15 protein-coding genes are annotated in these 15,128 nt (G+C 42.5%); 3 read left to right on the top strand and 12 right to left on the bottom strand.

All coding sequences use genetic code 11. The features are described from left to right. Positions 1-153 precede the first annotated feature (153 nt). Positions 154-1,845: a C4-dicarboxylic acid transporter DauA gene (dauA, locus tag ABJV04_RS11990; protein WP_348491745.1), complete on the bottom strand. Its 1,692-nt coding sequence runs from the start codon at positions 1,843-1,845 to the stop codon at positions 154-156. Between the two features lie 1,039 nt (positions 1,846-2,884). On the opposite strand from dauA, the gene ABJV04_RS11985 reads away from it, so the two are divergent. Continuing rightward, positions 2,885-4,402 carry a DUF3360 family protein gene (locus ABJV04_RS11985; protein ID WP_348491744.1) on the top strand — a complete coding sequence of 506 codons (1,518 nt, stop codon included), beginning with the start codon at positions 2,885-2,887 and terminating at the stop codon, positions 4,400-4,402. Positions 4,403-4,491: 89 nt separating this feature from the next. On the opposite strand, the gene ABJV04_RS11980 is transcribed toward ABJV04_RS11985, so the two are convergent. After that, entirely contained in the window at positions 4,492-6,807 is a 2,316-nt protein-coding gene (locus ABJV04_RS11980) for an FdhF/YdeP family oxidoreductase (protein WP_348491743.1), read from the bottom strand. Between the two features lie 82 nt (positions 6,808-6,889). Here ABJV04_RS11980 and ABJV04_RS11975 point away from each other — a divergent pair, with 82 nt between their 5' ends. Beyond that, a complete protein-coding gene (locus ABJV04_RS11975; RefSeq protein WP_348491742.1) occupies positions 6,890-7,816 on the top strand; it encodes a bestrophin family ion channel in 927 nt (308 codons plus the stop codon). Between the two features lie 3 nt (positions 7,817-7,819). Here ABJV04_RS11975 and trxC read toward each other — a convergent pair whose 3' ends face one another. The 4 genes from trxC to ABJV04_RS11955 form a co-directional block, all read right to left on the bottom strand. Beyond that, the gene (gene trxC / locus ABJV04_RS11970) at positions 7,820-8,266 is read right to left on the bottom strand and encodes a thioredoxin TrxC (protein ID WP_348491741.1); all 447 of its coding nucleotides are present in this window, start codon (positions 8,264-8,266) and stop codon (positions 7,820-7,822) included. A gap of 91 nt (positions 8,267-8,357) precedes the next feature. After that, the gene (locus ABJV04_RS11965; RefSeq protein WP_348491740.1) at positions 8,358-8,738 is read right to left on the bottom strand and encodes an MliC family protein; all 381 of its coding nucleotides are present in this window, start codon (positions 8,736-8,738) and stop codon (positions 8,358-8,360) included. 133 nt (positions 8,739-8,871) lie between these two features. Further along, positions 8,872-9,234, bottom strand: coding sequence for a DUF4870 domain-containing protein (locus ABJV04_RS11960; RefSeq protein WP_348491739.1), 363 nt, complete (start codon positions 9,232-9,234; stop codon positions 8,872-8,874). A gap of 179 nt (positions 9,235-9,413) precedes the next feature. Then, the gene (locus ABJV04_RS11955) at positions 9,414-9,797 is read right to left on the bottom strand and encodes a hypothetical protein (RefSeq protein ID WP_348491738.1); all 384 of its coding nucleotides are present in this window, start codon (positions 9,795-9,797) and stop codon (positions 9,414-9,416) included. 187 nt (positions 9,798-9,984) lie between these two features. Between ABJV04_RS11955 and ABJV04_RS11950 the strand changes: the two genes are divergently transcribed. After that, positions 9,985-10,164 (top strand): DUF6435 family protein, encoded by a 180-nt coding sequence (locus tag ABJV04_RS11950; protein WP_348491737.1) that lies wholly within the window; start codon positions 9,985-9,987, stop codon positions 10,162-10,164. A 7-nt stretch (positions 10,165-10,171) separates the two neighbouring features. On the opposite strand, the gene ABJV04_RS11945 is transcribed toward ABJV04_RS11950, so the two are convergent. The 6 genes from ABJV04_RS11945 to ABJV04_RS11920 all read right to left on the bottom strand — a co-directional run bounded on the left by ABJV04_RS11945 (position 10,172) and on the right by ABJV04_RS11920 (position 15,059). Next, positions 10,172-10,462, bottom strand: coding sequence for a hypothetical protein (locus ABJV04_RS11945; RefSeq protein WP_348491736.1), 291 nt, complete (start codon positions 10,460-10,462; stop codon positions 10,172-10,174). 18 nt (positions 10,463-10,480) lie between these two features. Beyond that, on the bottom strand, positions 10,481-11,662 hold the full coding sequence (locus ABJV04_RS11940; protein WP_348491735.1) for an aminotransferase class I/II-fold pyridoxal phosphate-dependent enzyme: 1,182 nt from the start codon (positions 11,660-11,662) through the stop codon (positions 10,481-10,483). Between the two features lie 120 nt (positions 11,663-11,782). Then, entirely contained in the window at positions 11,783-12,724 is a 942-nt protein-coding gene (locus tag ABJV04_RS11935; RefSeq protein WP_348491734.1) for a carbon-nitrogen hydrolase family protein, read from the bottom strand. Positions 12,725-12,969: 245 nt separating this feature from the next. Next, positions 12,970-13,809 carry an alpha/beta hydrolase-fold protein gene (locus ABJV04_RS11930; protein ID WP_348491733.1) on the bottom strand — a complete coding sequence of 280 codons (840 nt, stop codon included), beginning with the start codon at positions 13,807-13,809 and terminating at the stop codon, positions 12,970-12,972. 72 nt (positions 13,810-13,881) lie between these two features. Continuing rightward, on the bottom strand, positions 13,882-14,481 hold the full coding sequence (locus ABJV04_RS11925) for a pentapeptide repeat-containing protein (protein WP_348491732.1): 600 nt from the start codon (positions 14,479-14,481) through the stop codon (positions 13,882-13,884). Between the two features lie 107 nt (positions 14,482-14,588). Beyond that, positions 14,589-15,059: a VOC family protein gene (locus ABJV04_RS11920; RefSeq protein ID WP_348491731.1), complete on the bottom strand. Its 471-nt coding sequence runs from the start codon at positions 15,057-15,059 to the stop codon at positions 14,589-14,591. Positions 15,060-15,128 lie beyond the last annotated feature (69 nt).

Here is a 15,128-nt window from a genome sequence, read left to right as displayed (position 1 = left end):
GCGAAGAATCATACTAAAGTATGACTTTTCGTGACGCCTCAGATTCTACTTTCTCACTCCACCACAGCTAGAGCCGTTATGACTATATAGCTTCAAAAGGCACAATAGTTATTCTTATCTTTTGCGCCTTCCAAAGGTAGTTTGCATTAGTGATCAGCTCGGCATTTTACGGGCTAACTCGAAACTGTCATTTAGGGTTCTGGAAAATGCGATTTTGCCGATTTTTTTGCGAATACCAGCACGTCTAAGTTTTAAAATCATACGCGGCTGCAAACTATTGATGATCAAAGCAATGTTTTTCTGTTGTAAATCATTCGCTATGGACTCCATCGCCACTATGGCACTCATATCAAGAAGGGTAACCTCAGACATATCTAGGATCACTACCCGAACATCAGGCCTCACAGAGGCGATGGTTTTTAATGCTTTGTGGGCAGAACCAAAAAACAACGCGCCGTTAATATCATATACAACCGTATTATCAGGCATGTCATAGTCGGCATGATCGGCCTCTATTTCGGCCGTTTGAGTTAGGCTAATGCTGCGTCGAATAAACAGCATAGCGGCTAAACCAATACCCACACCAACAGCGATTGTCATATCGAATAATACCGTCAGAAGAAAACACAAAATCAACACCACCACATCATCACGGGGGGCGATTTTTACGGTTCGAATAAAGTATTTAGCTTCACTCATATTCCACGCAACCATCAATAACAAGGCGGCCATAGAGGCCATGGGGATATACGATAAAAGAGGAGTAAGCAGCAAGATACTCAGCAAGATGAACAAACCGTGGATCACCGAAGAAAGAGGGAGGCTACCTCCGGTTTTAACATTCGCCGCGGTTCGCGCGATGGCTGCGGTAGCAGGTAAACCACCAAATAATGGTGAAACGATATTACCAATGCCCTGACCGATAAGCTCATCATTTGAGTTATGTTTTTTACCCGACATACCGTCGGCAACTACAGCACATAACAAAGATTCAAGAGCACCCAAAATAGCAATGGTGATAGCAGATGGCAGTAACAAGCGAATCAATTCAAAGCTGATCCCAATTGGCGCACCATCGGCACCGGGTAAATTCCATGGCCATTCAAATGTTGGCAGAATTGGCGGAATACCATTTCCCACCACGCCATTGATATCAAAAGAAAAACGACTGCCAATAGTGGCAACCGAAAAATTATCTACAGATAAACTTAGTAACCAAGCCACAGAGCTGGCAATTAACAATGCCACTAAGTGCCCTGGTATTTTGGAGCGAAACTTTGGCCATACCAACAACACCGTTAAGGTCAACACACCAATTAAGGTTTCTTGCCAAGCTAGGGTCGGCAGTGCGAAAAAAATAGTCGACAATTTATCTAGATAGTGACCATCGAGGGATTCAATGCTCAATCCTAAAAAGTCACCAATTTGAAAGGTGGCGATAACGACACTGATCCCTGAGGTAAAACCAACAATCACTGGGTAAGGCACGATTTCAATTAACTTGCCAAATTTGCCTACCCCCATCAACACAAGGATGAAGCCAGCCATAAACCCACTAACCAGCAACCCTCCTAACCCATACTGTTGCACTATTGGCAATAAAATAACCACAAAAGCGGCTGTGGGACCAGAGATATTGACTTTGGAGCCGCCGCTTAAGGCAATGATAATACCCGCCACTATTGCGGTATATAAACCATGTTGTGGAGGTACGCCACTGGCAATAGCCAATGCCATAGAAAGGGGAAGGGCAATAACACCAACGGTTAAGCCAGCGAGGACATTAGCCTGAATCTCATGGTAAGGGGGTTTACTTTGTATCGATTTTCTAAGTGCAGATAGCATTTTTGGCCTGATTTAAGTTGTGCGCTAACGAGGCTTTAGAAAAAGTCGTTACATTACGCTCACGTCACTTATTCACTTAAAAATTAATATTGCAGTAGCATGCCTGTTGAGGAGAAGGACTTTGATACTAAATAGTTTGAAAAATAGAAATAATGATTAACTCAACCAAGACATATTCATCGTCAAAATAATAACCGAGGCGAATGTCCTATTCACTTAATCTAGTCTGTTTTATGCTGCCGGGAGCTACCCCAGTTTGAACGCATTCGAGCTGTTCGCGTGCAAATTAAGTAATATTAACTAGAATATTATTCACACAAATCATGCTCGACTCACCATTGCTTAGTTTTCTGTCCAATTCTTAACAGCGCAGTTACGCTGACATCAATACCGTACGTTGAACGTGAAACCAACTTTTCTGCCCATTAGAGCTGTTTTGCGTGTTTTTAGCCTATTCAGTTCAAAGCTAATTAGCTAAGACAACAAACCTATAGTCTGGACAAATTATACTCTAAATCGCCAAGGTGGCGCAAAATAATTGCGCCTCGAAGCATAACAAACGACAGAAATATTGACCTACATCAATGCTCATCAAAGGTCGGAGGAGTACTAAAAGCCTAAATCAAAGCAACATCAAATAGAAAATAACAGGGTGAAAAGCAGAATTATTATCTATTTTTTAGATCTTTTTTGAATGGTTAGCGCAGTTATTAGAATTGTGTGTTGGGAAACCTGCGGGGCTTGAATAGACTAAGATACGTTGTTTTAACCTAAAGAAACGCTAACAATCCCCATTGTTTTACTACTTTACCGACTTTTTTGCTTGTTTTAACGGCTAATCAGTTGATTTGTATGTTTAAATTAATCGCTTTTTTTAAGTTTAGTAAAACCTACATTCACAAATTTTAATGAAAATATGTAAGACCTTAGGCTTATCGTAATTTTTTTAAAGCTGATCTATCCTACGCCCTCAACATTCACTTGCTTTAAATAAAGCTACTTTTTATTTTTTAAGAGCAACTATGTTGCCGGGGAAATCATGAATACCACGCCGCAAAATGACACTTCGTCTGAAGCTGCACAGGTCACGGAGAATACAGCCGTTTCCGAAAGCTACGAAAAACTGCACAAACCAAGCTCTGAATTCGCCAGTAGAGATGAATATCTAGAGCACGAATTGCAAATTATGCAGCCAAAACGTTGGCGGCCTAATTTACCGTTTAAGGATTATCGATTCGAATTCGAAGATACTATTCCTGCCATGGCCGCTACCATTGGTAAAGTAGTTATGGTTGCCGCCATTGCCGCTACATTTGCTGGCGCGTTAGGATTAGGCGATGAATTTGTTTTAGAAAATGTGCGCTACGAGCTACTCATAGTGTCCTTTTTCATTATTTTGTTTTCAGGTTTTATACTACCAACCGCAAACTTAGCAGGTACTCACGGGCCGTTAATCCCGTTAATTCCCATCGTTGTTGCCACTGGGGGTCACCCAATGGCGTTTGGTCTGCTAATTGGTGCCTTTGGTTTAATACTGGCATTCAGTAAAGGCGGAAGTTTGCTCGCCCGACTCACCAGTAAAGGTGTGTGTGGAGGCCTGCTCCTGTATTTAGGCTTTATTGGCACCATTTCCCAAGTCAAAAAGCTGTTTGCGTGGGCTGAAGGTATCGATAAAACCCATATTGCTTTCATCGTGATTTTGGCCACTATTTTACTTTACGCCTTTTTGGAGCACTTCAAAAAGCGCTGGTTAGCTGTGCCACTAAGCTGTGTATTAGGTGGTGTGACAGCCTTTGCATTAGGCGCACCTTTTGAGTTCCATACGGCCCCTGGACTACCAAACATGAACCCTATGTATTGGTGGGGAGAAAACACTGGCTGGATGTTAGGTTTACCGACCCTCGAAAGTTTTGTTGTCGTTTTACCTTTTGCAATCCTTGCCGTAGCCATGTGGTCTCCTGACTTCCTAGGGCACCAAGTATTTCAAAAAATCAGCTACCCTCAGCGTACTGAAAAAGTACAAATGAACATCGATGACACTATGTTAAGTGCGTCGGCCAGACAGACCTTTGGGTCGATTCTAGGGGGTGCTAACTTCGCATCATCTTGGGGGACCTATATTGTACCTGCGGCCATTGCCAAACGTCCGATACCTGCAGGTGCAATTTTAACTGCCTTATTCTGTGTTATTGCCGGTATTTGGGGATACCCCATGGATCTAGCAATTTGGCAACCTGTATTGTGTGTGGCGCTAATCGTTGGGGTATTTATTCCTCTACTTGAAGCTGGCATGGAGATGACACGTGAAGGGAAAACCACGCAATCGGCGGCGATTGTGGTATTCGCTTCCACCCTAGTGAACCCCGCATTTGGATGGTCACTCACCATGTTGTTGGATAACCTCGGCTTAATCGGCTGTAAAGAAAGAAGTTCTGAGTTAACGCACATGAGCCGTTGGATCATTCCACTTGTGATGTTTATTATCTTAACCAGCGTAATGGCTATGGTTGGTATGCTACCGGGCATACCTGCATTAATGCCGAGTTTCAGACACTAAGAAACAAAAAAACGGCAAGGAGAGTATTCATCCTTGCCGTTGTTTTTTCATTTTAATATCGTCTAGATTGATTGAACCCCTAAGTTAAATTACTCCCTCCCCTGCAAGCTGATCACCACCGACTTATAAGCTGGTGTGTTACTTTTATCTGCCACACTGTCAATGGGGATCAAATCATTGGTTTCAGGATAATAGGCAGCAGCACAACCTCTGGGTATCCCATACTCCACCAACTCAAAATCGGTTACTTCCCTGATACTGGCTTTATCATTTGGCCAATGGCTGCGAATATTCACTTTTTGCCCGCTGTGCAAGCCTAGCTCTGCAATATCCTGTTTATTGATAAACAACACTTTACGAGTACCGCGAATACCACGATAACGGTCATTGTTGGTGTACACAGTTGTATTAAATTGATCATGACTTCGAATAGTCATCATCAACAAACACCCCTCCGGTACCTCAACATTGTCGATACTGTGCACTTTAAAGTTTGCCTTACCCGTAGGCGTAACAAACACACGGGCATCCCTGACGCCATTGGGAAGGACAAACTCACCTAATTCATCAATACGCTGGTTAAAGTTTTCAAAACCTGGGATCACATTGCCAATATGGTCACGAATAAGGCGATAATCATCACGTAAAGCTAACCAGTTTAGGCTATCGTTTTTAAGGGTATGCTGAGCGAGTAGGGCAATAATATCCACTTCACTTTTCAGTAAATCAGATGCAGGAGGAATTTTGCCGTGGGAGGTTTGAATAACTCCCATAGAATTTTCAACCGTGATGGTTTGCACGCCACTCACTTGGGTATCAATTTCAGTGCGCCCTAGAGCAGGTAAAATCAATGCTTGTTTGCCCGTATACAAATGCGAGCGATTCAGTTTAGTCGACACCTGCACCGTTAACTCACATTGACTGAGTCCCTGTTCACAGACTTGATGATCTGGCATGGCTCGGAAAAAGTTTCCGCCCAAGGCAAATAACAGCTTAATTTGCCCTTGCTGCATGCCATACACAGTTTCAACGGCATCCACACCATTTTCCCGTGGTGGATTAAAGCTAAACTCAGCCTCTAAAGCATCGAGCAATTCAGGATTAGGTTTTTCCCAAATCCCCATAGTACGATCACCTTGCACATTACTATGGCCTCGTACGGGACAAACACCGGCACCGGGCTTGCCTAAATTGCCTTGTAACATTAAAAAGTTAGTCATTAACTGAATATTGGCCACAGCGTTTTTATGTTGTGTCATGCCCATTGCCCAGCAGCAAATTGTCTTTTTCGACTGACAGGCAATGTCTGCGGCTTGCTCAATAAGGGCTTGGGTTAAGCCACTGCCATCTTCGATATCTTGCCAACTAGTTTGCTCAATATCGGTTTTAAAAGCGTCAAATCCATGGCAATACTGCGCGATGAATTCATGATCCAATATCGGCTGACCCGAGTTGTCACGTTCAATTAAAACTTTGCATAAACCTTTTAACAGCGCCACATCACCGTTTATTTTCACCGGTAAATATAAATCACGTAATGGGGTGCCATTACCAATAACACCGGACACTTCCTGGGGGTTTTTGAATCGTTTGAGGCCAGTTTCATCCAAAGGGTTAATGGCAACAATTTTTGCACCATTACGTTTTGCATCCTGCAGTGTGCCCAACATCCGTGGATGATTTGTCCCTGGGTTTTGACCAAATACAAATATCGCCTCGGCATGCTCTAGATCTTCGAGGCTAACTGTACCTTTTCCTACCCCAATAGTTTCACTTAGGCCCACTCCGCTGGACTCGTGACACATGTTCGAGCAGTCTGGTAGGTTATTGGTGCCAAATTTACGCACGAATAATTGATATAAAAACGCCGCTTCGTTGCCTGTACGCCCAGAGGTATAAAAAGCGGCTTGATTAGGGTTATCTAATGCATTTAGTTGTTTGGCGATAAGCTCAAAGGCACTTTCCCAATCAATAGGCTGATAGTGCTCAGCCCCTTCGGGCAACCACATGGGCTCAACCAAACGACCTTGGTCGTTTAACCAGCGGTCGGATTTCTCTGCTAGCTGACGGATACTGTGATTAGCAAAAAATTCTGCATCTGCACGTTTAGTGGTAGCCTCATCGGCCACCGCTTTTGCACCATTCTCACAAAACTCAAAGGTAGCCCGCTTGTTTAAAGGATCTGGCCAAGCACAGCCGGGACAATCAAAGCCTTCAATTTGATTCAAATCAGACAGTAGGCGCGTACCTTTAAACGGACCAGCTTTGGATGTGACATTTTTATAGGCAGAAATAACCGCAGGAATCCCAGCAGCCCACTCTTTGGGCGAACTGATTTCAATACGTTGGCTATCTTGTGGATCAAATGAAGGGGATTTTCCATTCCCTGACGACGCGGTTTTCATGTTAGCTCCTAATAGTAAGGTTCGCTGAAATTTGCTCGTTATATCATTATAATGGCATACAACTATTCAGATAGAGGCACCTATGATTATACGTGATAATCCCCACTCACTGCGCTTGTTTTTTATAATAAGAGGATCTGTTTTACCGCTTATCTATCTAAGAATTATCTTTATTACCTTATTAGGGGCCGGTGTTGCAGGTGCCGAACATTTTTACCCTGAGGCATTTCCCGACTTCACCCTCGCACCTGTGGCATTATTTGGCGTAGCCTTGTCGTTATTTCTTGGTTTTCGCAATAATGCAAGCTATGACCGCTGGTGGGAAGGACGTAAACAGTGGGGCAAACTCATAGTCGCCTCTCGTAGCCTCTCCCGCCAGATGATTTCCTATGTTGACAGCAAGCAACCAGAAGGTGCGGAAACCCAAAAGTACGTTATCAATCTGGTTATTGCCTTTAGCCACGCTCTTCGTCATCAATTACGAAAGTCCGATCCTTGGCCGGATATTGAACCTTATGTTGCACAAAAAGATATGCAATATTTGCGAGATGCACAAAGTTTAACCGATGGGATTCTGCGTTTAATTGCAATAAGGTTAGGGGAGTGCCGACGCCAAAACAGCCTATCTGATTTTTTAATGCTAAAAATGGATGAACATATGACGGCCATGGCGGATGTACAGGCATCATGTGAACGTATCCAAAATACCCCACTGCCTTTCGCCTATATGTTACTTGTCCAGCGCACTGCTTACTTATACTGCTTTATATTGCCATTTGGTATTGTTGCGTCTCAAGGGTTAATGACGCCGTTATTCAGCGCCATAATTGCTTATACGTTTTTTGGCTTGGACGCGTTAAGTGAAGAATTAGAAGAACCATTTGGTGTGTCGGCCAATGATCTGCCATTACATGCCATGTCGCGCACAATTGAAATAAACCTGTTGGATATATTAGGTGAAAAACCACTTCCCGAGCCCATCCAAGCCCATCATCATCGCTTGGAGTAGGTGTTAAACGTCAGGTAAGTTTTGTCCTAGCCATTGTTTAAATTGAGCTGCTGGTAAGGCTCCAGATAAACGCGCGATTTCTTTACCATGGTGGAATATCATTAAAGTAGGAATTGAACGTATTTGATAGCCACCAGCCGTGCTCTGATTATGTTCGGTGTCTAACTTTACAAAACAGGCCTGAGTTGACATCTCGCCCGCTACTTGCTCAAAAGTAGGCGCAAATTGCTTGCATGGACCACACCAATCAGCCCAAAAGTCTACCACCACGGGTAAGCCATTTTGGGTAATAAAACGGTTAAAGTTTTGGTCAGTTGCAGCAATAGGGCGGTTTGACAAAATCGGCTTACCGCACTTCCCACATAAAGGGTTATCTGCAAGCTTGCTTTTAGGAAGACGGTTTTTTGCATTACAACTTGAGCATACAATTTGAATGGCTGAATCTGTCATTTTAAACCTCAGTAAAAACGCTATTGACGGTAATTGTTGTGGCTATATATTAGCGATAGCTTAGACACGACCTTACTTATAGGCCGTCATATTATAATGGCTGCTTAACACACTGAATCGGCATCATTCTACCAATTTCAACGGTTAAATTATCACCTTTCCCACGAATGGTGTTGGGGCCATTACTATAAATAAATCCCGACGCACTCTTTCGCTGAGACAAGGTTATTTCATCCGAATTTCTCACTAACACAGCCACTTCTTGATCAGTATAAAATCGAACCCGCAAATTCTCGCCGTTCATACAAGTAAAGGCCACATCATAGTCCGCTGAAGCATTGGCTTCATTGGTGATTGTGCTGCATCCAGCTAACACAACAAAACTCAAAACAATTACACCTTTTAATGCCCAGCGTGCAACCCTAGTAGGGTGGAAAAAAGCTGTGCTAGAAAACAGACGAGTAATCAACATGGGGTATAACCTCCTTGAGGTATATTATGAATTTTATGGCTTGGAAGTTAAAAGGTGCAAGCCGCCAAGAGTAAGAAAGCTACCCATAACGACTTGGACTTTAACTCGTATTAATAAGTTTCGATTCAATACACTATTTAAGAAACTTAATACTAAGGGGATATACCCATAGCTCACCATTATTGGCTTTGATGGCAGCAATTATGGCGAACACCAAATTAAGTATCGCCAAGATGATAAGACCAATCGCGCCAACAAGGACAACTATTAAAATCCCGCAAATTATGGAATAAATAAAAAGACTAATTAACCAATTAACAGTGATCTTGCCATGCTGATCGATAAGCTCATGTTTATCTTTGTTAGTCGCCCACATGACGATAGGTAAAATAAATCCCAAGCCTGGAATGATAATACTCGTTAGCTGACTCAAATGAATAAGCATACAATAGGTATTTAACGGCATTCCCCAATATTCTTCTTTATTATCATTCATGTAACTCTCCTTGTGTTGATTGGTTTGGCAGTTGCGGTGTGGCTACTTTATAGTTTAACGACAACCATTACTTTGAGTGAATAGTAAAATTATCTATGGATAGCAGCAACTCTAAAATAGCAAATTTTATTCTTTATTCTAAGCGTTGGGGAAATACAATTTGCTATCTCGCTGCAAAGCTAATTGCAGCGATTGACAACCGCTAAGCCCAAATCAATATGCGCGACTAAGTAGCCGTACTCTTTGTTAGACAGCTCACCCGTTTTATACTCTTTTTTTGCTTTTTGATGAGTCCAAGTTTCACCACAAGGTGGTGCAGGAATACTTGTATCTATGTCTAAAAGGTGCGTTTCTCTTATGCTACGCCCTTTTTTAACCAAGGCCTTGGCACACAGGCTTAATGCATACTCTACCGCATACTTATCAACACTGGGCAAACCAACAAACTCGACGTCACAGGCTAAGGTTTCATTACCATTTTCATCGATGTAGGAAAGTTTTCCCGTTGTGCATGCGGTTACAAACAGCACACTAAAAAACCATAAAGATCGCGCTAAATACACATTAATACCTTATTTATTACCAATATTTGGCCCTATTTTGATTAGTCTTCCTTCTAATGGGAATTTCAGCGAATTCTCGTTGTCTATTATTTCATGGGAAACATGGGGAAATTAAAGAGTACTAGCATTAACTTTAAACCTTTTGGGTGTTTATACGTAGGAAAATCAACATAAAAGGAGTAATTGCATGTTTTCAATATTTAACCGCGACCCAACTAAAAAACTTAAGAAACAACATGCCATGAAATTAGAAAAGGCTATGCATGCCCAACGTAATGGCGACATCAAAAGTTACTCTCAGCTCACTTATGAAGCGGAAGAAATATATTCTAAAATCCGCGCTATAGAGGGTAAACGTGAAGGCTAACTGCGTGCTAAGTTGAAATCCCGAAGCAGTGACTGCCTTTGGCGTTTAATATGGCAATAGCGCCACCAAAGACCACGACAGCCACAAATGCCCAAATAGAAACCCATCGCCAAAAGTTGCTTGATAACATCAGCTTTTTGTAAGGTAAGTTGGCGTCACCCAACCCAAACTTCCACTGTGCTCCGGTGTAGCCGTCGATATTGGCAGATTTGCGCATCCGCCAAGACGCAAAGTTGGCCAACAACAAGGACACAAAGAATCCGGCAATTAACATCAGTTCTACTGTGGTGCAGTTCATAGTGCTCTCCGCTAAGGCTTATTTTGAACTCTGGATATTTTCCATAAACCGAGCCAGCCTTTGCAACCCTTCTTCTAATTCGGATTCAGCCGAAGCAAATGACAAACGCACAAAATGGTCACTGTGATAATCACCAAAGTCATTACCTGGAGTTAAGGCCACATGAGCCTCTTGCAATGCACGGTCACAAAAATCCATAGCCGAGAGTCCCGTGGGGCTCACATCAATGTAAACGTAAAACGCACCGTCGGGTTGCACTGGCACATCTAAACCACATTTTTCCAACCCGGCTAGAACCAATTGTTTGCGAGATTTGAGGGTATCACGGCGTGATTCACATACCGCAATGGAGCCAGGTGTAAAACAGGCCAATGCAGCTTTTTGAGCTAAGGTCGACGGACAAATATAGTAGTTTTGTGCCATACGCTCCATCACAGGAACCGCACGTTCAGGCACCACGCACCACCCTAAACGCCACCCAGTCATCCCAAAATACTTGGAAAAGCTATTGATAATTAAGGCTTCATCATCGAATGCCAAAGCCGTGACCGGCTGGGTATTACTGTCACCGTGGTGAAGGTTTAGATAGATTTCATCGATGATCCGCCAAGCACCACGTTGTTTTGCAAATTCACACATTGCCGCTAATTCATCGGGGGCAACAGCCGTACCAGTAGGATTAGACGGGGTCGCAAGCATCAACCCGCGTGTTCCTTGTTGCCAGTGTTTTTCAAGCAACTCCATATTCAACTGAAAACGCGACTGAGCTTGGGTAGGCACTAATTGTACATTGCCACCAAAGCTCTTAATAAACTGACGATTACAGGGGTAACAGGGATCGCCCATAATGACATTATCACCAGCATCCACAAATGCTGCAGACAACAATAACAGCGCCGCAGAAGCGCCAGCGGTAACAACCACACGGTTAGGATTAAGCTCAACGTTATGTGCGGTTTTGTAAAACCCGGCGATAGCTTCTCGAAGCTCCGGCAGCCCCAACGCTGAGGTGTAGGGAAGGGGCGCAGTAGTTGCCAACTCCTGCATTGCTAGCAATACCTCTGGCGGTGCGCCAAAATCCGGCTCGCCAATGTTTAGCTTAACAATATGATGACCTTGGGCTTCTAATTCTGCGGCTTTCGCCCCAAAGGCCATGGCAAAAAACGGAGAAATGGCCTGCGCTCGCTGTGAATATTGCAAATGATACAACTCGACTTAATGATGAAAATGGTTTGCCAAATTAAGCAAAAACGAAAGCCTAATATTGTGCCATTTTTAGCCAAGTAAAACATCACTAATTGCTAATTATAGGGTTAGTAATCAATCATCTTTTTTAGTCTCACTGTTAACAATTGTCAGTGCTGGGCGGGCCTGCTCGTTGACCGTTAGCTGAAAAATATCCGGACGAGAATAGTGTCCAGCGGGATCCAAGTCATAACGGGCTTTAATAATATCGTCTAAATCTATCTCACCACTAATTAACCCCTCTTCATTGTATAAGGGACCTGCAACAACCTCGCCCATGGAAGAAATAATCACACTTCCACCTCGAATTAGCGGTTTATCTTTTGGCCAAGTTGCATCCATACGGGTTTCCGCCGTGGGTGAAGGCTGATATTGACAAGCACTGACTAAAAAACAGCGCCCCTCATAGGCGATATGTTGCATGCTTGCCTGCCATATATCACGGTCATCTACCGTAGGTGCACACCAGATTTCGATACCTTTGGCATACATGGCTGAGCGTAATAGCGGCATGTAATTCTCCCAACATATGGCTGCGCCAATGCGCCCTGCAGATACGTCTAATACCGGCAATGTAGAACCATCACCCTGACCCCATATCAAACGTTCACTAGCGGTGGGCATCAACTTACGATGTTTATTAATTTCACCTTTTTCGCTAATGAATAAGGCTGTGCAATAAAGGGTTGAGCCCCCACGTTCAATAATGCCTATTACGATTGAGGTACCGCAACTTTTTGCCAGTTCAACCAACTCTGATACTTCAGGACCATCAATATCAATTGCCTGCTGCCAATAGTGTAAAAAGTCTTCTCGGCCTTGTTCTGTTCGATAGCCTACTCGGGTGCCAAAGTCTGCTCCTTTAGGGTAGCCCCCTAAAAGTGCCTCAGGCAGCACTAACAAGTCACATTTTGATTCGAGAATACGCTCCCTGTAACTTAAGATCCGTTGTAACGTGTGCGCCGTTCCTTGAGGAGACGAACCAATCTGTAAAGCTGCAATAATTTTCTTTTTCATAAGGCTCTCTTAAATTAATTCGTTACTGGGTATTTTAACCTGCTAATTGGCTAAGGCTTTGGTCCGCTAACTTTCGAGTTTTATCTTTGTTGATATTTATACGAGCAAATCAATGCACTATGCAAGCTCGCTGGAAAAGTTAAACCCTGACTATCATCGTTAAACTCATCTGTTTGGAACAAAGTTCTGAAAGGGCGATTAACTAAAATAGCCCCATACAGTATTCCTAGATCATGCCTTTAAGATTATTGGTTTTGTTTGTTTTTGAAGATCTTATCAAAGGCATCATAAACTGCGAGGTGCAATGTATCGCCATGGCTAAGCTGCTCAAAATAATTAAAGTAAACCTGGTAGTTTGCAGGCTTATTAACGTCAACTTTTGTATATAAAGCGTTGGCTGCTTGTTCCATTATCTCGCCTTCTTTCCCGACACCAATGTAAATGGATTTCGGCGAACTGGCTTCTAATGCTGTGAACTTTAGCAAAGAGCCATCATCCCACCACAAGCTGGGACTGATAATAATATAGTTATCAAATAAATTGGGGTTCTTAAACAAAATCTCAGTTACTAATAAACCACCAAGTGACTGACCAATAATGGTTTTAGGTGATTGAATACGATAATTTTTTTCAATTAATGGTTGGATTTCCTCTTCGATAAATCGAATAAAAGACGCAGAACCACCACTGGTGGGAAACTCCTCTTGATCTAAGCTATTGCTGCTGGGATAGGTAAAATCACGTTTTCTATCAACATTCTCAATTCCCACAACAATACTTTCTGGCAGCTGATTTATCCAAGAAAACGAACCAAACTGTACTAAACCGGATAAATGAATGAAATCTTCTGAGGCCGAGCCATCAAGCAGGTAAATAACTGGGTATTTTTTATTGCTAGCGGCGTCATAATCAGTGGGGAGGTAAATATTAAGGGTTCTATTTTCATCCAAAATAACCGATCGAAATTCAATGGACTCTCCAATGCTGAAGTTACTTTTAGCAATTATTTCAGGGTTATTTTTGGCATATAACCCACTGCTAACTAATAGGCTTAAAACTAATACACAACACTTAGCTATTTTCATAACGCTCCCAAATTGCCCTTAACTGAAAGGCTGATGTACAACAAAATCTAACTTAATTTTTACTCACTGCATTCAGTCAACAAGCTGAATATCTAGGCTTTCTAGAAGCCTAACCGCCTCAAAGCGACTAAATTTAGCATTTTTGAGTGTGTTGCGGTGAATATCAATGTGGTAATCGGTGGCGTCTGAAAAGTCGACTGCAGTCAAATTTGTATTATCAAACAAACTCCCTTGCAAGTCTGTGAAAGTGAAGTTTGCATGGCTAAAGTCAGCTTCTCGAAAATCAACGCTAATGGCCTTACACCCCTGCAGCACTAAGTCATGTAAACAGAGTCCATAAAACGAACTATGATTAAGAATCGATGTATGAAAGCTTACGGGAGAGTTGTATATTAGCTCTGACCAAGCCGCTTTTGTCCAATCAATACCAATTAGCTTTGAATCTCGAAAACTCACATCTGAAAAGGTGCTGAAATCAATTTTGATATTACTTAAATTACAATCAGTAAACTCACAATCGATAAAAACACAGCGATTAAAAGCGCTGTTGCTGAAGTTACACTTATCGAACGAGCAGCCTTCAAACTCTTTGCCAGAAACCTCTTCATCAGATAAATCCAGCTCGGTAAAGGTTTCTGACCAGTATTCATTGTTTTGGTTAAAGTTTACCAAGGGGCTTCTACTCCTGAAGGTACATCTCGTCTAATCAAGCTTAAGTATCCCATCTCATGGCTGGAGTGAGCAGCTTTATTTGGGCTCATATTTAGTCCAAAATATGGCTATATGGCTGGTACATGTTGATCTATCAATATCTGATTTCCATCTGGATCTTCTAACATAAAAAACCCAGGGCCCGTGCCTGACTCATCAGTTTCGGTAAGCAATTTAATTCCTTTAGCTTTGATGGATTTTTGCAGTTGGCGAACATCGGTGAATGCAGGTAATTGTTTGCCATCGTTATCCCAACCTGGGTTAAACGTCATAATATTCTGTACGAACATGCCTTGGAACAAACCAATGATCGTGCTTCCATTTTGGAGAACTAACCAATTTTGCTGCTGATCCCCCCCTCTCACTGCGAATCCTAACTTTTCGTAAAACTTTCGAGATTCAGCGATATCTTTCACTGCAAGACTGACAGAAAAATTACCAAGCTCCATGGCTGGCTTTTCTGCTTTTTGTGTTAGTTCGGGAGTGGGCAGGTTCGCACATCCACTTAAAAATAGTATCAATAGAAAAAACGGTTTCATAATTCTCTCCTGACTTATTGTGGCCAACTTTTAATATAGCCTAAGGTTGTGCAAGGTGTTTGAGGGTGA

Source organism: Aliiglaciecola sp., from assembly GCF_039982535.1.
Taxonomy (GTDB): Bacteria; Pseudomonadota; Gammaproteobacteria; order Enterobacterales; family Alteromonadaceae; genus Aliiglaciecola.
This window is presented reverse-complemented; position numbering and strand designations above follow the sequence as displayed.